This is a genomic window from Pseudoalteromonas piscicida (assembly GCF_002208135.1).
GTDB lineage: Bacteria > Pseudomonadota > Gammaproteobacteria > Enterobacterales > Alteromonadaceae > Pseudoalteromonas > Pseudoalteromonas piscicida_A.
The window spans coordinates 37,501-56,286 of record NZ_CP021646.1 but is presented as its reverse complement, the minus strand read 5'-3'; the positions used below and the strand labels follow the sequence as shown (position 1 = coordinate 56,286).

Sequence of the window (18,786 nt, the reverse complement as noted above, 5' to 3'; positions counted from 1 at the left end):
AACAACAATCATACAACTGAGCCAATAAGGATCGACCATGAATAAAATTTTACTACTAACTGCAGCAACGATGATGACAACCACCGTCGCTGCACACGAAAAAAATAACATCACGTTTAGTGGTGACAATTGTGAAGTAGAATTTCAGAATGACGTTAGGATCACCCCTGATAACTTGGTGATCACAACGGCCAAAAACAGAACAGCTGAAATCAACAACCTCGGCGAACTAATACTCAATGGCGAGCGCATCGCACTCAATACGCAGCAAAAAACGATGCTCACGCAATATGGTGATGAACTAAGAGGCCGCCTACCACAAGTGGCTGACATTGCCTTTGAGGGCATAAAGTTAGCGGGCGTTGCCCTTAATGAAGTGGCGCAAACCTTTAATTTAACCAGTTTAGATAGCATTCATGCTGTGATCGACGACCTCGAAACGGAAGTGCAAAATACGTTTTATCAGCAAGGTGCATTTGTGATGGGCAAGCAAACCTTTAATGAGTTTGGCCAAAATTTCGATAATCAGTTTGAAGAGAAAATTGAGACTGCAGTACAAGGTGCCATGATGCAATCGATAGGTAGCTTACTGGTGGCGATTGGCAACGAAATGTCGGATTCAAACGGTGATATGAGCAGCTTTGAACAACGTATGGAAAACTTCGCAACACAAATCGAAACCAAAGTTGAACAACAGGCAGAATCTATTGAGAAAAAAGCAGACGCACTGTGTGGTGACTTTGAGCAAATAGCGCAAAACGAAGCCATTGTCGCAAAGTCTATCCCCGCAATGTCGGAGTACCAACTATTTAAATTTAAATAATCTGAAATTGGCATAACTTACTCCTAATTTAGGATAAGTTATGCCAACCCTTTCCTTTGTGCATCAGCCAACTCACCCAGCGTTTTAATCGCTTGCTCTACCGAATCATCCCACGGCAAACCATAACTGATACGAATACAATTTTGATACTTTTTGCTGGCACTAAATAGCGTACCAGGCGTAATACTGATCCCGCGCTCCAAGGCTTTTTGGAATAGCAAGGCACCATCGACTTGCTTGCCTAAGTCTAACCACAGTACACAACCACCTTGCGGGCGACTGACTCTTACCTCACGACCAAATGCAACATTCACCGCTTGGATCATGCGATCTCGATTCTCAATTAACCGTTTGCGGACCAGCTTTAAGTGGCGCTCGTAGCCCCCTGAGCTGAGAAAATCCGCCAATGCCCATTGATTCATTAACGATGACGAGCAACTCAACGCACGTTTTATACGCTTTGCTTTTGCACTAAATTGACTGGCAACCATCCAACCTACTCGATAGCTCGGTGCTGCGGTTTTTGAAAAAGAAGCACATGTGATCACTAAGCCCTTGTGGCTAAATGCTTGTGCCGGTATGCCACGCTGCTCGGTAAAATATAAATCCCCATACACATCGTCTTCTATCAACACCACGCCACGTTGCTCTAATAACGCCACCAGCTGCGCACGTCTCGTATCTGGCATAAAACTGCCAAGCGGGTTACTAATACTGGTAGAAAACACACAAGCTCGAATATCATGCTTTTCAAGCGCCCGTTCAAGGTCGCTCAGCCAAATGCCATCATCCGGGCAAACTGGTATTTCAATGGCCTTTAACCCTAAGTTTTCAGCCAGTTCAACAATGCCAAAATAACAGGGGGACTCAATCGCTATCACGTCCCCGGGCTTAGTCACCGCTTGTAACGCAATCGCTAGTGCTTCTTGCGCGCCATTGGTGATCACCACTTCGTCCATATCTATTGCTAAGCCCATATCCAAATAACGCCGCACGATTTGCTTTTTTAAGCTATCTAAACCATCCATAGGACCATAATTGATGAGCTCATTCCCCGCTTCTTTCATTGCGCGGCGCATAATTTTGGCAAGAACCTGCTCTGTACCAGCGATAGCAATAGGGTTAGCGATGCCTAAAGGGATGGCATGTGGCTGATGGATCCCTTTATACACTTGTTCAATCAACACCTGCTTGTTAACCACCACAGGTTTGGCAGGCAATCGTGCACGCTTTGGCGAGTCGTTGTGTGAAGCTCTGTGGCATAAAAAGTAGCCGGACTTCTCTTTGGCAACCACTTTTCCTTGATCTTCAAGTGCTTGATAAGCCTGCTTTACCGTTGGGATACTGACATTTAAGTTTTGCGCCATAACACGCAATGAGGGAAGCTTTTCGCCCGGTAAAATAGACTCTTGCTCTGCCATCGACAAGATCATTTGGATCACCTGCTGATAGAGAAAGGCGGAATGTTGGCGTCGAATCACTGTACTCATAAGTAATAATCTGTATAGGTATAAATTAGTAAATTCTGTATATAGCTTATACAGAATAACAGCGTAAACTACAGACTTCCACTGCTGTTTGAATCTAGAACCGATCATGAAAAATCTATTTCTTTACGCCATCACAGTGTTGATCTGGGGATCAACATGGCTTGCCATTGAATACCAGCTTGGCAGCATCAACGAGTTTGTGTCGCTGTTTTACCGCTTTGGCCTCGCCGCGGTTTGTATGTGGGCATTTGTCATCTATAAGCGTGTGCCAATGCGATTTTCTCGACGAGATCACGGCTTTTTTATCCTCTTAGCGCTGTGTAATTTTGGTGCTAACTATCTCTTCTTATATTGGGCTCAGGCACATTTAACGTCAGCAATGGCCTCGATTGCGTTTTCATTATTATTGGTCGTTAACATCGTCAACACTAAGCTGTTTTTTGCCAAACCTATTGCAAAGCGAATTTACTTTGGCGCATCACTGGGCACGCTTGGGATAGTCAGCTTGTTTTGGCACGATTTGGTCGCATTTGATTTGCAAAGCAAGGCCTTCTTGGGATTATCATTAGCTCTATTAGGAACAGTGGTCGCATCACTCGGCAATATGGTGAGCGTGCGTAATTCCAACCAGCAAATTGATGTTATGGCGGGAAATGCGTGGGGCATGCTTTACAGCGCTGTCATGTTAGCTACTTATGTCGCATTTAGTGATCATCAGTTTATCAACCAAGCCCCGGCATCATATTGGTGGTCTCTGATTTACCTTAGCGTGTTTGGCACCGTCATCGCCTTTGGTTGTTATTTCTCATTACTCAAGAATATTGGCCCTGAGAAAGCGAGTTATTTGATAGTGTTATTTCCTTTTGTTGCCGTGGTATTGAGCACCTTATTTGAAGGCTTTGAGTGGCAGCAAAACACCTTTATTGGGTTTATTTTGGTCATCCTAGGTAATGCGATTGTACTCACGCCTTTAGATCGCATCTACGCTTGGTTGTTCATTCGGTCCCCAGTTAGAAGTTGAAGTCTTACCAATACTTTAGCTTCTTACTTTTCAGCGCCATTTTATAATGGCGCTTTTTTTATGCTCAGAGCTCGGCGGCAGCAGGTTATCGTCGCAGGCGTGCACCCAACAATCTCGCCATCAGCTTCAATGTCATACCCCTCTTGTGCAATAAAAAGCTCTGCAATGCGGGCGTGATGCACATTTCTCGTGCCCATATGGCGTTTTAGCAGCAGATTGACAAACAGTACCACTCGCTGCCAATGCGTTTGCGGCGTGAACCACAGCAGCTCCAGCTGACCGTCATCAAGACAAGCCATAGGAGCGGGAGTTAGCCCTGCCCCAAAGTGTTTGCCATTCGCAAGTAACAACATCAAACCCTGCTCAGGCCACGCTTTGCTGTGATAGCGAATGAGTTGTGCAGTAAACAGCGACATTAATCCCGCATAGATATAGCTCAGCTTTCCTAAGCGTTTGGTTTGTCCTAAGTTATTCATGACATGCGCGTTAAAGCCAATCCCAGCAACATTGACAAACCAGCGCCCGTCCACTTTACCCAAATCAATAGTTGTGACCTGATCTGAAAATACAGCTGCTCGCCACTGTGCTTTGGAATAATTAAACTGCCGAGCAAAATCGTTGCCAGTCCCCGCAGGCAGCAACGCAAGCGTGTTATCCCGCTCAGCAATGGCATTGGCGACTAGATGCAACGTGCCATCCCCCCCAATCACCACCACGCTAACTCCCGCCGTAGCAGCTTGAGCAATTGCGTCCCTATCTGCGACAAAGTTTCCAGTGGTATTAAACCAAGTTGCCGTCAACTGTTGTTGTGTTAATTGTTGCTTTAACCATGCAATTTGCGCTTTCCCCTCAGCACCCGCTAAAGGGTTGACTACCACCAGCATAAAAACCCTTAAATACAAAAACTCAACTTATATGAATAAAAAACCAAAACTAAAACCAAAAATCAAAAACAAAAACCACAAACACCCATATTAATTGGGTTACAGCCTAACCAAGACAATCAAAGTCATGCATAAACATGCAAAAAATCCATTAAAACAAAAATGAATAAACCATTAATTCATTAGTTATTTTTATCCGAAAACATCAATTTTTATCGTTTTAAATTTAAACAGATTGCGTGCAAAATAGCCTTGTTTTCAATCATTGCTTATTAGGAGCCAGACATGCTTAATTCAGCTGCACCTTGCAGCCCATCACAAAACACGTTTAACCAAACACAACCAACTAAACAACGTCGTATCAATTGGACGAAGTGGTTGGCAGTATGTGGTCAACACTTAGCGTTAAAAGACGTGATTATGTATAAGTAAGTCTGCACAGAGCATGGCGTCCCAACCCGCCATGCTCTCGTCAGCATTTGTTTCAATAGACCATAAAAGCACCACTTCAACCAGCATTTTTGTACAAAACCTCTTCGTCAAACCGCTAATTTCTAGCACAATTTTAAAAAAACCTCACTTTTAGCACATTTTTTAAGCAAACAGTTTAAAAACGGTTTACAGCGCCTAAATCGCTAAGTATTATCTTTGCCCATGGAGAGATGGCTGAGTGGTTGAAAGCACCGGTCTTGAAAACCGGCATACGTTAATAGCGTATCTAGGGTTCAAATCCCTATCTCTCCGCCATTTTTAAAGTATTGCGCTGGAGAGGTGGCCGAGTGGCTGAAGGCGCTCCCCTGCTAAGGGAGTATAGGGTTTGTAGCCCTATCGAGGGTTCGAATCCCTCCTTCTCCGCCATCACTTATAAACAAACCGCTTAATTGCGGTTTTTTTATGTCTGCAATTTATCACTTCCACACACAACTGGTCAGATGTCTTTAACCTATGCTATGTTGAGATCTGATTGGGGAAATGAGTGTGACTAATGAAAATCCATGTCTTAGAAGGCTATATTCAACATATTTATCTGGTTGAACACGAAACGGGCCTGCTGTTACTCGATGGTTGCTGTCGTGCCGATGTTGAGTTGGTCTGCAACTACATCCAACAACTGCAAAAGCCACTAAGCGCACTCAAGCTGATTGTGGTCACGCATATGCACCCAGATCATGCCGGTGGCGCGCACAAACTCAAAAAACTCACGGGCGCAAAGATTGCGGCCGCAAATGCCCCCAGTCAGTGGTATCGTGGTATTGATGGGGTCATGATGCACCTCTCCGATATGGCACTGGCACTTTGGGTTGCAGGGAGAAAGCGCAAGGCCAAACGCAATCTTTGGTACTCAAGACAATTATCACCAGACTTTTACCTAGCCGATGGTGATAGCTTGCCCCACTTTAACGAATGGCAAGCGATACACACACCCGGTCATACGGATAGAGATTTGAGCTTGTATCATCTCCCCAGTAAGCGCATCTATGTGGCGGATTTGACGGTAAAAGTGAAAGGGCAATTTGTTGCGCCTTTTCCGGTATTCTATCCACGCTTGTATCGCCAATCTCTTGCCAAAGTAAAGGCACTACAACCCAACTCCGTGCTCTTGGCGCATCAAGGAGAGGTACTTGCAGAAGAAATTGATTTCAACGCATTGATAGCGCGCGCGCCCAAGCAGCCAATGACACATTGGCGCTCGGTGAAGAAGAAGACCAAAAAAGCACTAGGATTAGGAAACTAGCTTTCGTTGATAACCTGCACCAACTGCGCGATGTCCTCCTGACTATTATAAATATGTGGTGAGACACGAATACCGTAGCGACGATTATCCACAGCAATGCCTGCTCGCTTAAGCTGCTCCATCACTGACTCATGCCGCGAGCCAAAATGCAAAATAGCTGTCCCCGAGCAAGCACTCTGTGCTGTAGGAGAGCGATAAAATTCAGGCAATGCCGCTTGTAACTCAGATAACAAAGCAAAGTTGTGCGCTCTTACTTGCTCAATCCCAAGCTCGGCAAAATAGCCAAGGCTGTGCCCCGCATAGATATAAGGTGCCACACTTGGTGTACCGCCCCAAAAACGCAGCGCACTTTCACTCAGCGCAAAATGATGAATATCAAACTCGAATGGATTTTGATGCGAAAACCAGCCAACATCTTTTGGCTCGCAATAAGGCAAGACATCTTCATTCACCCAAATAAAACCGGCGCCAGGGCCACCGCAGCTCCATTTCACACAAGAGCCGATAACGCAATCCGCGCCCCACTCGCTTAAATTTATTGGTAATACACTAAGTGACTGAGCAATATCAATAATGCTTCGACAGCCATATTGGTTAGCAAGGCTAATGATGTCAGCGACAGGCGCCTGCCGACCGCTGTTCGAATACACATGACTGACAAATACCCAGTCAATTTGCTCGTCAATATATTGCTGCCACACACTTAGGTCGTGCATATTCATCGCTTCGGGAACATAGACAATCTCAATATTGTCCAGCGCGTTTTGTAACGCAAACCCCATGCTGGGGAAGTCTTGCTCACTCATCAATACACGTACTTTACGAATGCCACTTTCGGGCAAACTCATCGCCCATTTCGTTAAACCACTGGAAAGGTTTGTTTGCGGACAAAACAGGCGCGCATCGGTGTGTAATAGGGAAGCTAGGGCTGAGGTAAAGCGATCAATTCCACTTAGCCACTGCTGCCAAGGCTCTTGATTTTGTTGTTGCCACGGCACCATAAATTGCTGATGAAAATCTTCCGCCGCAGATTTCAACACACGACCAACGGAATGACTCAATAAATAGTGACCCGTAGGCAGGTGAAAATCATCCCTATATTGCTTCATGCTTAACCCCTATTGCTTGGCGTAGTCGTTTTAAGTCATGATGCCGAGTAAAGATATCAGCGCGCTCGGCAGCTGCTCGTCTATCTCTTAAGTCTGCGAGTTCTTTGAGTAAGACTTCAATCGGTGGACCACTGGCGGTCACTTTGCTTAAGTGCTGTTGCTGCATTGCCTGCGAAGGTTTGGCGATATACTTTTCGACGAGTTGATTGTGATGTTGTATGGCCGTATCTCCATGCAGCTTACACACTTGTATAAACAAGCTACAGGCAGGGCCGAACCAATCACTTTTCGGCCCTTTCAATGCACTCAGAAACGCATCCATTAAATTAGGCGTACGCATGCATTCACGCAGGGTTGCTTGGTCTTCTGGCATCATATAGAGGAATTTTTCCACCAGCATTTGACCGTAACTAATGTCATTAGCCGGGCATAACCCCAACATCATATCGATAACATTGATACCCGCAAAATCTCCAGCGTTTGCACCACGATAGACCTCTTTACCAACTCGGTAAGGTTTGTAATAGGGTCGTACAACGTAAAAGAATGCCTCGGTATCCAGTTCCTTAAATAACTCTCGATTAGACTCTATCACCTCAAGCAGCGCTTGCTTAACTTGTTTGAGTAGCACCAATGACATGGGATGGGAAATTCCCAAATGATGTACCTTCATTAGCGATTCGGATGCTCGTTTATAGGCAAGAATGGCCTGAGTATTGTAGTCGATGAATAAGCGCTCTGCCGGATGAGAGGTAAAGCGCTTATACACGCCGTTGATTGCCCGGTTGTGTGTGGTGAGATGAGCCGTTGCGAAGCGCGGCGTAACTCCCAAAGAGGCACCGATGTGCATAGCCAGTGCCGATGCTTGTGTTAGTGGAGACACCCTTTCACGGCTTGGCTCGGTAATTTCGTGGCGTCTGCATGCAGCCATAAATAGACCAACGTTACCGAGTAAGTCGAATGCTTGCTCAAAGCCTTCGTCGGTATTACCTTCTTCTAGCAAGGCTTGGATCAGTTGATTACCTTCTTCTAATAACTGTGCTTTTAGCGTTTCACCAACGCCTTCAACGTTTGCTTTATCCTGTTGCTGCCAATAAAGATGTTCAAGCTTGTCGTTAAGGTCCACAAACGGACCTCTAATCCAAGCGTCAAATTGTACGGCTAATGGACTCATTATTACTTCTCGTGATTATTCCACAGTTAAGGCTAGCAAATCACCACGAGCATAATTTGCCAATTTTCTCTAAAAGTTTAATACTGATTAGCAAGAATCACTCTTTTATTTGGTTTATGTCGGTAAATCTAGATGCCAAGGACAAATTGCTCCTTAACTCCTTGCAGCATAATGCACGTTTGAGTAATGCCTCACTCGCCGAAAAGGCAAACCTTTCCGATACTCCCTGTCTTCGACGCGTAAAACGCTTGCAAGATACAGGAGTAATTTCAGGCTATCATGCGGCACTGGATAGAGCGCAAGTTGACCTAAGTATTTTGGTTTATGCATTTATAAAACTCAGCGAAAATACCGCAACCGCAGCGCATTTATTTGAACAACACGTGGAATCTGAAGATCAGGTGATCAGCTGTTCGGTGATCTCTGGAAGTCATGATTACCTATTGGAAATCGTAGCAAAGGATTTGCCCAGCTATGAACAATTTGTCAAACATCAACTGGGCGCCTGTAAGGTGATTAGCGGGATTGAATCAACGATTGTCCTCAAGCAAACTTTTGCGAAACGCATATTACCGATCCGCTAACCATTTTTATCGTCACCTGTTCTCGCTATACTGCATGTGATTTTATGCTCATAAGGACCGACTATGCGCCACTACCTTACCTCCACAGTATTTGCTTTTAGCCTGCTTGGCTCACCTTTGGTCATCGCACAAGACTGTGTTACCCAAGTGAGTGATATGTCGCTATTCACCAAGAGCAAAGCGTCGGGATTATTTCGCGAAGCGATCGATAAAGGCCCTGTCACCGTCGATATAGCGAATATAAAAAACTATAACGATTATATTCGTTCGACTAAGCAAATTATTGAAAGCCGTAATCCCCGCGCTACACTGCCGTGCCCGTTAATGACGCCCACTGCAAAATTACTCAACCTGACAACCCCCAAAGTAAGCGACTTAATCGCGCCCTTTTCACTTGAGCATGACAACAAAGATCACGCCATTTTACTTATCCATGGTCTGACCGATTCTCCTTTTACTTATCACTACCTTGCGGCAGCGCTCTATGAAGCAGGATACAATGTCAGAACCATGTTACTACCAGGCCACGCGACTGCACCTAGCGATTTAGCCGAAGTTGATATTGACGATTGGCAAACCCATACGGATTATGCCATCGCACAGACGAGCCAAGATTTTAAGCATTTTTCCGTACTTGGTTACTCCACGGGTGCCGCCTTGATGCTGAGTAGCATAGCGAAGCACAAGCCCAATAATTTAGACTCTGTTGCACTTATCTCACCCGCCACGGAGCCACATAATAAGAACGGTTGGCTAGCCAAATGGATTGATTACGTGCCATTTGTCAACTGGATAGATGAAGACGCAGATTTGGATTTCGCCAAATATGAATCTTTTCCATGGCATGGCGCAACGTTAGCCCATCAGGCTATGGCGCCACTCAAATCACTCACCACTTTGCCAGATGTACCTATGTTTATCAGCTATAGCGATGTCGATACCACCATAGATAATCATGCAACGGCAAAGCTGCTAGAAAAGTGGCAACCTAAGTCAACATTGACACTATTTATCTACTCGGAAACGCCATTGGCTAAGCAAGGTGTGAATTATCGGAGCGTGAAAGCCGACAACATTGTCGATATGTCTCATATTGGTATTTTGCAGCCATCTGAACATATTTTTTATGGCCGCAAAGGGCCTTATCGTAATTGCACCAGTTACCACTTAGAAGACCAAGCCTTCATTAACTGCCGCACAGGTAAAACCGTCCATTTTGGCGAGCGTCACGAGAAAAGCATGACGCAATACACTGCTCTTGCACGGATCACGTTTAACCCTGATTACAGCAACTTTGAGCAAGCACTGCTCGCATTTTTTGACGGCCACAATGACTGAGTACCAACACAGGTTTATCCATTCTCTGACTGAAGTGACAGAAGCACAGTGGGACTGTGTTTCACCATCACATGTATTTACGAGCTACGCTTGGCTGCTTGCATTAGAGTTGAGCGGCTGCACCAGCAAAGAGACTGGTTGGATACCTCATCACCTAATGATTGAACGCCAAGGCGAGTTGATTGCAATTTTGCCAGGCTATATTAAATCGCACTCTTATGGCGAGTACGTTTTTGATTGGGCTTTTGCTGAAGCCTACGAGCGCCACGGATTAGATTACTATCCTAAATGGCTGTGTGGTGTCCCCTTTACGCCAACTCAAGGGCCAAGAATATTAACTAAACGACTGTCTTCTTGCTTGCTTGAATATATTGACACCACGCTCACGAGCCTCGCCCAACTGGGCATTAGTGGAGTCCATATTAACTTTTGTCGTGAAAGCGACTTCCTCGTTCAGAGTCATTTAACGATGCGCCGCAATGTGCAATTTCATTGGCATAATCAAGGTTACGCCGAGTTCGATGATTTTCTCGCACAACTCACATCAAGAAAGCGTAAAATGGTCGTGAAAGAGCGCCAAGCTGTGATTGCCCAAGGTATTAACATAAGCTGGACTGTTGGCAGAGAAATAAGCACAGTACAACTTGATGCGTTTTTTCTCAGCTACCAACTCACCTACCTTAAACGTTCGCGACACCACGGCTATCTCTCTCGCGATTTTTTTCAGCAAGTTATCACCTCGATGCCAGATAAGCTTCGTCTTTGCTGCGCTTACTTAAACCACGAAATTATCGCCACCAGTTTATATCTTGTGGATGGCGATACCTTGTATGGTCGCTATTGGGGCGCAATTGAGGATAGTTACGACTTTTTGCATTTTGAGCTGTGTTACTATCAAGGCATAGAGTACGCCATTGCTAATCAGCTTGCTGTCTTTGACGCGGGTGCTCAAGGCGAGCACAAGTTAGTGAGGGGTTTTGAGCCGGTGTGGAGGCAATCGTATCACCGCTTATTTCAACCTGACTTTCAACAAGCGCTTGAGGATTTTACCAAGCGCGAAGCTGACGCACTCGAGCATTACTTTACCGAGTGCCAAGCAAAATTACCGTTTAAACACCAATAAGCGATTATTAGCCGGCATCGCATAGTCTTGCTGTAGTGTAAGTCCTTGCTCTGCTGCAAGCGCCAATACCCATTCTTGATCGCGAATGCCACTCTCTTTGTCTTGCGATTTTAAATACGCATCAAACTCTCGGTTACTCTCGCTCGTAAATTCACCTTGATAATTAAACGGCCCATAAACTATCAGGTAGCCGCTTTCTTTAAGGTGTCGTCCTACTCCTGCGATTAAGCGCTCAACGAGCGTTGATGACACAATGTGCAAGGTATTAGCGGTATAGATCACATCATAACGCTGATTAACAGGCCACGCATGGTGTAAGTCTAGCGCCAATGGCGGTAAAGTATTTTCTAATTCTGCATCATCAAGCCACGCTTGAATACCTGCGTGATTAATCTCCCTGTCCGCCGTCTGCCACGTTAAATGCGGTAACGCCGCAGCAAAGTGCACAGCATGCTGACCCGTACCAGAGCCTACCTCTAGCACTTTCAACGGTTTATTTAGATAGGGAGTGAGCTTTTCTAATATTGGCCGTTTATTGTTTTCACACGCTTGAGAGTAAGGTTTTGTCATTTCGTTTGCACTATTTTGATCGATTTATGCGCCTCATTGAGGCAAGAATTTATCTCAATTGCAAGGCAAATAGCTAAAACTTCTACTAAGCAATTAAAATTAGAAAAGAAATTTATTTTGGTACAACTTCTGCTAAGTTTAAAGAGTACTAAGAGGAGAAGCGAGCATGAAAATTTCAGAGATCACCCAAATGCCAAGCCAACTTAAAAGCGAAGGACTTGTTCTGAAGAAGCGTAAAAATACCTTCACGAAAAGTCGCGCTTACCGACAAGAAGTCGCCAACCTGATGCAACTCGAAGAACAAGAGAAAGAGCATTCAGAACAGCAATATCTCCTCGGCTATAATTAAGCTTAATCACACTTTCTTAAATTCATTTCAGACTCATAGTGAGCTGCTATGGTGAATGCTAAACAAATTGTTTGGCAGTGCGAATACTAAAGCTTGAATTGCCAACCAAACGATGTAATGATAACCATTATCATTACATCGTTTGGTTTTGTATTTATGCAGCTAGCTACCTTATTACAGACTTATCGTGCGAAGCTTAATCGCCACTGCCAGCGACCACAACTCGAGGCTCCGCTCTTGGTTGCGGAATACATTTCGGCGGGCATAGGCATGGCGAAATGGTACGAGCGCCACAATAACCCGCTGCTGCAAGAGTTTTATCTTAAAAATACATTATCCGAACTGTTAGAACAGATAGCCGATCCACTCGTTGATACAGCCATACGCAAGCAATGCATGGATCAATTATTTAAACCTTTGCTGGCACTAAAACGGTTTTATAAACACCACCATACTTCGTCACAGCAATTTCTGAAGCTCCAGCGAGATGCGTGCCAAACCTGCCAGCAGTTTAACCCTTTTTATTAGGAGCAACGATGACTACATTTCGTCAAGAATCCGATAGTATGGGAACATTAGATGTTCCTGAGCATGCGCTCTACAAGGCGCAAACACAGCGCGCTGTAAATAACTTTCCCATTAGCGGGATCACAATGCCAAGTAGCTTTATCAAAGCATTGGCCTACATCAAACAAGCCGCAGCAGAAACCAATCAATCCCTTGGACATCTATCAAGTGATAAAGCAACAGCGATAGTGAGTGCCTGTCAGCAGCTAATTGATGGCAAACACTTAGACCAATTTCCAGTGGATGTCTTTCAGACAGGTTCTGGAACCAGTTCAAACATGAATGCCAACGAAGTGGTAGCCACACTGGCTACTGAATTAAGCGGCGTAGCAATTCATCCTAATGATGACGTTAACATGGGTCAAAGCTCAAACGATGTGATCCCAACAGCTATTCACGTAAGTAGTGCAATCACAGCGGTGTATGACCTTTTGCCAGCACTAAAACACTTATCTAGTAGTATTGAACAAAAAGCTGAGCAAGTTGGCCATCACGTCAAAACTGGCCGTACTCACTTAATGGATGCAATGCCGGTGACCTTTGCACAAACATTAAGTGGCTGGCAAGCGCAAGTAGATAACGCTTGTCAGGGAATTGTTCACTCCTTAGAGAAAGTCTACGAGTTAGGTCAAGGTGGAACAGCGGTAGGCACAGGAGTTAATGCCGATCCACAGTTCGCTAAATTATTTAGCCAAAACTTGAGCACTAACATCGGGATCCGTTTCAGTAAAGGCAGCAACTTTTTCTATCATATCGGTTCACAAGACGCGATAGTGGGACTTTCCGGCCAACTTAAAACCTTTGCAGTAGCACAAATGAAGATAGCCAATGACTTGCGCTGGATGAATTCAGGACCGCTTGCTGGCCTAGGTGAAATCGAACTTGAGGCGCTACAACCAGGCTCTTCAATCATGCCAGGTAAAGTAAACCCTGTTATTCCAGAAGCGGCTGCAATGGCCAGTGCTCAAGTGATAGGTAATGATGCAACGATTAGTGTTGCAGGCCAGTCTGGCAATTTTGAGCTGAACGTTATGTTGCCAGTGATTGCACTAAATATTTTGCAAAGCATTGAGATCCTTTCGAATACCGCGAGGCTACTTGCGGACAAAGCTATCTCAAGCTTTAAAGTGAATGAGCAGAATATTCAAAAGGCATTGGCTAAAAACCCGATTTTAGTTACCGCGTTAAATCCTGTGATCGGGTATGAAAAAGCAGCACAAATCGCCAAACTTGCATACAAAGAAGGACGTCCAATTATAGAGGTTGCTGCTGAACAAACCGATCTGAGTGAAGACGAACTTCAATCATTACTCGATCCGCAAAAACTCACCAAAGGCGGTCTATAGCGCCGTCCTTCACAGCCTGCAATCACAGATGGTGTATGCAGGCTGCAGAGCTTGCTATTCCTTAAGGACTTGCGTAGTTTAATTAGCAAACATTAGGAGAGCATATAATGAACAAGATGATCCCCACTTTACTGACAACCTTTTTGCTGTTTGGTTGCCAAGAAGAAGTAACTAAAAAAGAAACCACAGAACAAAAAGCACAGGAAACCAAAACTGTAAGCGAAAAGCACACCGAAATTAAAGAATCAAAAGAAGCAAGCTTGCCTATTCAACAAGATGGTAAAAAGCTCGATACCTCTGATATCAAAACCCATAAACAATCATTGGAAAACATCGTGGCCGACAAAAGCTGTGATAACGATACCCATTGTAAAGTCATTGCCGTTGGCGATCGTGCCTGTGGTGGCCCTTCTTCTTATCTAGTGTATTCAACAAAATCAGCAGATGAGGCCCAAGTTAAGCAGCTAGCGGAGCAAATTACTACATTAGAGCGCGCCTATAATATGCAAAATCAGATGATGAGTATCTGTCAGCATTTAATTGAACCCGCAACACAATGCGTTGAAAATAAGTGTGTTAAACTAGAAAATAGTCGTCCTACATACTAGAGGCAATAATGAAGTTAGCTATTTCTCTCGCTTGCATCGGCACACTAATTGCGGCGTTATCTGGCTGTGAAATGACACCAAGCGATACAACAAGTCGCTCTAATGCTGCACATACACTCAGCGATATAAAAGCAAATATTGGGTGTGATGCAAGCTACCAATGTAAAGTAATTGGGGTAGGTGAGCGATTAACCTGTGGTGGACCAAGAGAATACCTGATCTATTCAACGAAGCATACTGATGAGCAAGATGTAGAAGCAGTCGTTAGCGCTATTACAGAGCAAGAAAAGCGGAATAACAAAGGAAAAGCGCCAGCGGTTAGTTGTGAACCTGTGATGCCAATACAAACACTATGTATTGCGCATACCTGTCAGGCAGTGCCTTTATAAACTGATGAGCGCTCAGATTATCGAACAACCTCATTAATCACTGAGATCACCATCACTAAAACCGCACAAACACCCGCATTAACAATATACTTCAGTTCAAGCCGCTTCTTAATCCAATAGCTATACATAAAGCGAATTAGGTAAGTGGCTGAAGTACCAAACAATGCAAATATTACCAACAGTGCAATTAAATGAAATGACACGCTAAATCCCCTGTTTTTAGCCCATCATATCGTTAATTGACCCTTCCTTATAGCCCTTATTGCATAAAACCATATAGCAGCTTCTCGCTCGCAAATGCTCGGCGGATAAACCACCCCCTACCATGTTGCACTGTGCTGATACTGTGGTGGGAGCGAGTTTACCTCGCGATGTGTTGATTACCTTGCGAGGTTTTTTAAATCACACATAGGAAAAAACCCGTCATATTGTTGAAACGGGTTTTGATGTACATGGGTGTTCCACATTATTTTTGGGCCGAAACTTTCATTGCAAGCCATCGGCGGATAAACCGCCTCCCACGATACATGTTTATACTGTGGTGGGAGCGAGTTTACCTCGCGATGTATTGATTGCCTTGCGTGGCTTTTTAAATCGCACATAGCAAAAAACCCGTCGCATTGCTGCAACGGGTTTTGATGTACATGGATGTTCGAATGTCGATGAAGTTCATGGATGAACGCTTTTCATCAACCTCTTATTTGGCCCTAGTTCGCTACGAAGTAGGATGTTCTCATTTTTTCAATAGAGAGTCATATGGATGATCCACACTATCATTGACTGGGGCCGACCCTTCGGCTGTTTTGTTTCACTTCTGATACCAATTAGCTTAATTAAGTGATCTATTTTGAGGCGAGAAAATCTTGTCGATAACTAGGCGAAAATTTTGCTATTTAGTTGTTCTAAATGAGAAATTCTTAACGCAGTTAGCGTCGGATTTGCTCCTTCAAATTGAGCAAGTATTAAGACTAATTGGTATTATCAAGCTACTTCCCTATTCTCCTGAGCTGAACCCAATAGAGCAAGTATGGAGTTGGCTGCGTCAGCATCATTTAGCAAATCGTTGTTTCAAAGGTTATGAAGATATTGTTGAGAGTTGTAGTGAGGCTTGGAATGACTTTGTATCATGTACAAAACGAGTGGTTAAAATGTGTCAACGTGACTGGATAGAGGTGGGAAAAAGTTAAGATGGATTGGTATTATACCGTACTCTCCCGTTAAGGGAGAGGAGTCCATACATCTCCTACCATGTTGCACTGTGCTGATACTGTGGTAGGAGCGAGTTTACCTCGCGATGTGTTGATTGGCTTGCGAGGTTTTTTTAATCGCACATAGCAAAAAACCCGTCGCATTGCTGCAGCGGGTTTCTCTAATTGGCCCTGACGATGTTCTACTTTCACATGGGTAATCCACACTATCATCGACGCTGTTTTGTTTCACTTCTGAGTTCGGCATGGGGTCAGGTGGTTCCAAAACGCTATGGTCATCAGGAAAATACTGTTTTTAGTTTTTATTTTTATATTAAATTTGGCCCTGGCGATGTTCTACTTTCACATGGGTAATCCACACTATCATCGACGCTGTTTTGTTTCACTTCTGAGTTCGGCATGGGGTCAGGTGGTTCCAAAACGCTATAGTCACCAGGAAAACTGGGGGCAAATGTCTAATGACATCGTGCCTCGCACGAGCATTCCATTTGCGCAAGGTGAACCGATTTCGCGATACCGCTGAGGTTGGTCACCTTGTTTAATTCTTAAATCCGGAAAAAGCTTATTAAATTCTTTTGTCTACTTTAGTCTATTAACTTCTGTCGCTTATAAACCACTTTGGCGTTGTATGGTTAAGCCTCACGGGTAATTAGTACGAGTTAGCTTAATGCCTCACAGCACTTCCACATCTCGCCTATCAACGTTGTAGTCTTCAACGGCCCTTCAGTTGACTCTAAGTCAAAGTGAGAACTCATCTCGAGGCTCGCTTCCCGCTTAGATGCTTTCAGCGGTTATCGATTCCGAACGTAGCTACCGGGCAATGCAATTGGCATCACAACCCGAACACCAGCGGTTCGTCCACTCCGGTCCTCTCGTACTAGGAGCAGCCCCTCTCAATTCTCAAACGCCCACGGCAGATAGGGACCGAACTGTCTCACGACGTTCTAAACCCAGCTCGCGTACCACTTTAAATGGCGAACAGCCATACCCTTGGGACCGACTTCAGCCCCAGGATGTGATGAGCCGACATCGAGGTGCCAAACACCGCCGTCGATATGAACTCTTGGGCGGTATCAGCCTGTTATCCCCGGAGTACCTTTTATCCGTTGAGCGATGGCCCTTCCATTCAGAACCACCGGATCACTATGACCTACTTTCGTACCTGCTCGACGTGTCTGTCTCGCAGTTAAGCTTGCTTCTACCATTACACTAACCGTACGATGTCCGACCGTACTTAGCAAACCTTCGTGCTCCTCCGTTACTCTTTGGGAGGAGACCGCCCCAGTCAAACTACCCACCAGGCACTGTCCTCAACCCCGATTCAGGGGCCTAAGTTAGAACATCAACACTACAAGGGTGGTATTTCAAGGTCGGCTCCACACAAACTAGCGTCTGCGCTTCAAAGCCTCCCACCTATCCTACACATGTAGGGTCAATGTTCAGTGCCAAGCTGTAGTAAAGGTTCACGGGGTCTTTCCGTCTAGCCGCGGGTACACAGCATCTTCACTGCGATTTCAATTTCACTGAGTCTCGGGTGGAGACAGCGTGGCCATGGTTACACCATTCGTGCAGGTCGGAACTTACCCGACAAGGAATTTCGCTACCTTAGGACCGTTATAGTTACGGCCGCCGTTTACCGGGGCTTCGATCAAGAGCTTCGCCTAAGCTAACCCCATCAATTAACCTTCCGGCACCGGGCAGGTGTCACACCGTATACGTCATCTTACGATTTTGCACAGTGCTGTGTTTTTAATAAACAGTCCCAGCCACCTGGTCACTGCGGCTCTCGTTTGCTTACAGAGCAAGTCTTTCACAAACAAGAGCGTACCTTCTCCCGAAGTTACGGTACAATTTTGCCTAGTTCCTTCACCCGAGTTCTCTCAAGCGCCTTAGTATTCTCTACCTGACCACCTGTGTCGGTTTAGGGTACGATTCAGTATGAACTGAAGCTTAGAGGCTTTTCCTGGAAGTAGGGCATCAACAACTTCACCACCTTAGTGGCTCGTCTCGACTCTCAGCCTTAGCAACCCGGATTTTCCTAAGTCACCAGCCTACAGCCTTTCACATGGACAACCAACGCCATGCTTGCCTAGCCTGCTCCGTCCCCCCATCGCATTCATACCGAGTACGGGAATATTAACCCGTTTCCCATCGACTACGCTCTTCAGCCTCGCCTTAGGGGTCGACTCACCCTACCCTGATTAACATGGGATAGGAACCCTTGGTCTTCCGGCGGAGGAGTTTTTCACTCCTCTTGTCGTTACTCATGTCAGCATTCGCACTTCTGATATGTCCAGCATGCCTCCCGGCACACCTTCAGCCACTTACAGAACGCTCCCCTACCCCGCGAATAAATTCGCAGCCGTAGCTTCGGTGGTATGTTTAGCCCCGTTACATCTTCCGCGCAGGCCGACTCGACTAGTGAGCTATTACGCTTTCTTTAAAGGGTGGCTGCTTCTAAGCCAACC

Annotated in this window: 18 protein-coding genes, 2 tRNA genes, 3 rRNA genes and 1 pseudogene (1 of these 24 only partly in view); 15 read left to right on the top strand and 9 right to left on the bottom strand. The window is 45.2% G+C overall.

Translation table 11 applies throughout. From position 1 onward, the window contains the following. Positions 1-37 precede the first annotated feature (37 nt). The gene (locus B1L02_RS00275; RefSeq protein ID WP_088529484.1) at positions 38-823 is read left to right on the top strand and encodes a YggN family protein; all 786 of its coding nucleotides are present in this window, start codon (positions 38-40) and stop codon (positions 821-823) included. A 38-nt stretch (positions 824-861) separates the two neighbouring features. Here B1L02_RS00275 and B1L02_RS00270 read toward each other — a convergent pair whose 3' ends face one another. Next, on the bottom strand, positions 862-2,421 hold the full coding sequence (locus B1L02_RS00270) for a PLP-dependent aminotransferase family protein (protein WP_088529483.1): 1,560 nt from the start codon (positions 2,419-2,421) through the stop codon (positions 862-864). On the opposite strand from B1L02_RS00270, the gene B1L02_RS00265 reads away from it, so the two are divergent. After that, the gene (locus B1L02_RS00265; RefSeq protein WP_088529482.1) at positions 2,420-3,334 is read left to right on the top strand and encodes a DMT family transporter; all 915 of its coding nucleotides are present in this window, start codon (positions 2,420-2,422) and stop codon (positions 3,332-3,334) included. The genes B1L02_RS00270 and B1L02_RS00265 overlap by 2 nt on opposite strands. Before the next feature lie 41 nt (positions 3,335-3,375). Here the strand turns inward: B1L02_RS00265 and B1L02_RS00260 are convergent, their stop codons facing one another. Beyond that, positions 3,376-4,218, bottom strand: a complete 843-nt coding sequence (locus B1L02_RS00260; protein ID WP_088529481.1) for a diacylglycerol/lipid kinase family protein — start codon at positions 4,216-4,218, stop codon at positions 3,376-3,378. Between the two features lie 285 nt (positions 4,219-4,503). Between B1L02_RS00260 and B1L02_RS23945 the strand changes: the two genes are divergently transcribed. From B1L02_RS23945 to B1L02_RS00245, 4 genes are all read left to right on the top strand, one after another. Beyond that, the gene (locus B1L02_RS23945) at positions 4,504-4,650 is read left to right on the top strand and encodes a hypothetical protein (RefSeq protein WP_017219379.1); all 147 of its coding nucleotides are present in this window, start codon (positions 4,504-4,506) and stop codon (positions 4,648-4,650) included. Positions 4,651-4,874: 224 nt separating this feature from the next. Next, positions 4,875-4,965: transfer RNA gene (locus B1L02_RS00255), tRNA-Ser, on the top strand. Positions 4,966-4,983: 18 nt separating this feature from the next. Then, positions 4,984-5,076 (top strand) — tRNA-Ser (locus tag B1L02_RS00250). 127 nt (positions 5,077-5,203) lie between these two features. Then, positions 5,204-5,953, top strand: a complete 750-nt coding sequence (locus B1L02_RS00245; protein ID WP_088529480.1) for an MBL fold metallo-hydrolase — start codon at positions 5,204-5,206, stop codon at positions 5,951-5,953. On the opposite strand, the gene B1L02_RS00240 is transcribed toward B1L02_RS00245, so the two are convergent. Then, positions 5,950-7,062 (bottom strand): aminotransferase class V-fold PLP-dependent enzyme, encoded by a 1,113-nt coding sequence (locus B1L02_RS00240; protein ID WP_088529479.1) that lies wholly within the window; start codon positions 7,060-7,062, stop codon positions 5,950-5,952. The genes B1L02_RS00245 and B1L02_RS00240 overlap by 4 nt on opposite strands. Beyond that, positions 7,049-8,236, bottom strand: coding sequence for a PrnB family protein (locus tag B1L02_RS00235; RefSeq protein ID WP_017219376.1), 1,188 nt, complete (start codon positions 8,234-8,236; stop codon positions 7,049-7,051). The genes B1L02_RS00240 and B1L02_RS00235 overlap by 14 nt, the downstream gene beginning before the upstream one ends. Positions 8,237-8,352: 116 nt before the next feature. Here B1L02_RS00235 and B1L02_RS00230 point away from each other — a divergent pair, with 116 nt between their 5' ends. The 3 genes from B1L02_RS00230 (at position 8,353) to B1L02_RS00220 (ending at position 11,281) form a co-directional block, all read left to right on the top strand. Continuing rightward, positions 8,353-8,820, top strand: coding sequence for an Lrp/AsnC family transcriptional regulator (locus B1L02_RS00230; protein ID WP_174694567.1), 468 nt, complete (start codon positions 8,353-8,355; stop codon positions 8,818-8,820). 63 nt (positions 8,821-8,883) lie between these two features. Continuing rightward, positions 8,884-10,158, top strand: a complete 1,275-nt coding sequence (locus tag B1L02_RS00225) for an alpha/beta hydrolase (RefSeq protein WP_088529477.1) — start codon at positions 8,884-8,886, stop codon at positions 10,156-10,158. Continuing rightward, the gene (locus B1L02_RS00220) at positions 10,151-11,281 is read left to right on the top strand and encodes a GNAT family N-acetyltransferase (protein ID WP_088529476.1); all 1,131 of its coding nucleotides are present in this window, start codon (positions 10,151-10,153) and stop codon (positions 11,279-11,281) included. Before B1L02_RS00225 ends, B1L02_RS00220 begins: the two co-directional genes overlap by 8 nt. On the opposite strand, the gene B1L02_RS00215 is transcribed toward B1L02_RS00220, so the two are convergent. Next, positions 11,261-11,851, bottom strand: coding sequence for a DUF938 domain-containing protein (locus tag B1L02_RS00215; protein ID WP_088529475.1), 591 nt, complete (start codon positions 11,849-11,851; stop codon positions 11,261-11,263). The genes B1L02_RS00220 and B1L02_RS00215 overlap by 21 nt on opposite strands. A 166-nt stretch (positions 11,852-12,017) precedes the next feature. On the opposite strand from B1L02_RS00215, the gene B1L02_RS00210 reads away from it, so the two are divergent. From B1L02_RS00210 to B1L02_RS00190, 5 genes are all read left to right on the top strand, one after another. After that, complete coding sequence (locus tag B1L02_RS00210; protein ID WP_010378070.1) at positions 12,018-12,200, top strand: hypothetical protein; 183 nt, start codon at positions 12,018-12,020, stop codon at positions 12,198-12,200. Positions 12,201-12,317: 117 nt separating this feature from the next. Then, complete coding sequence (locus B1L02_RS00205) at positions 12,318-12,728, top strand: hypothetical protein (RefSeq protein WP_088529474.1); 411 nt, start codon at positions 12,318-12,320, stop codon at positions 12,726-12,728. Between the two features lie 8 nt (positions 12,729-12,736). After that, on the top strand, positions 12,737-14,113 hold the full coding sequence (locus B1L02_RS00200; RefSeq protein ID WP_088529473.1) for a class II fumarate hydratase: 1,377 nt from the start codon (positions 12,737-12,739) through the stop codon (positions 14,111-14,113). Between the two features lie 107 nt (positions 14,114-14,220). Beyond that, positions 14,221-14,721, top strand: a complete 501-nt coding sequence (locus B1L02_RS00195) for a hypothetical protein (protein ID WP_088529472.1) — start codon at positions 14,221-14,223, stop codon at positions 14,719-14,721. A gap of 8 nt (positions 14,722-14,729) precedes the next feature. Continuing rightward, positions 14,730-15,110: a hypothetical protein gene (locus tag B1L02_RS00190; protein WP_088529471.1), complete on the top strand. Its 381-nt coding sequence runs from the start codon at positions 14,730-14,732 to the stop codon at positions 15,108-15,110. A 17-nt stretch (positions 15,111-15,127) separates the two neighbouring features. On the opposite strand, the gene B1L02_RS00185 is transcribed toward B1L02_RS00190, so the two are convergent. Beyond that, positions 15,128-15,313: a hypothetical protein gene (locus B1L02_RS00185; RefSeq protein ID WP_088529470.1), complete on the bottom strand. Its 186-nt coding sequence runs from the start codon at positions 15,311-15,313 to the stop codon at positions 15,128-15,130. Between the two features lie 768 nt (positions 15,314-16,081). On the opposite strand from B1L02_RS00185, the pseudogene B1L02_RS24085 reads away from it, so the two are divergent. Further along, positions 16,082-16,297: pseudogene (locus tag B1L02_RS24085) on the top strand (transposase); the annotation flags it as partial. Between the two features lie 190 nt (positions 16,298-16,487). Here B1L02_RS24085 and rrf (B1L02_RS00175) read toward each other — a convergent pair. The 3 genes from rrf (B1L02_RS00175) to B1L02_RS00165 all read right to left on the bottom strand — a co-directional run. Further along, positions 16,488-16,601, bottom strand: a 5S ribosomal RNA gene (gene rrf / locus B1L02_RS00175). 40 nt (positions 16,602-16,641) lie between these two features. Then, a 5S ribosomal RNA gene (gene rrf, locus B1L02_RS00170) occupies positions 16,642-16,755 on the bottom strand. Between the two features lie 191 nt (positions 16,756-16,946). Continuing rightward, positions 16,947-18,786: ribosomal RNA gene (locus tag B1L02_RS00165) — 23S ribosomal RNA — on the bottom strand (it continues 1,044 nt past the right edge of the window).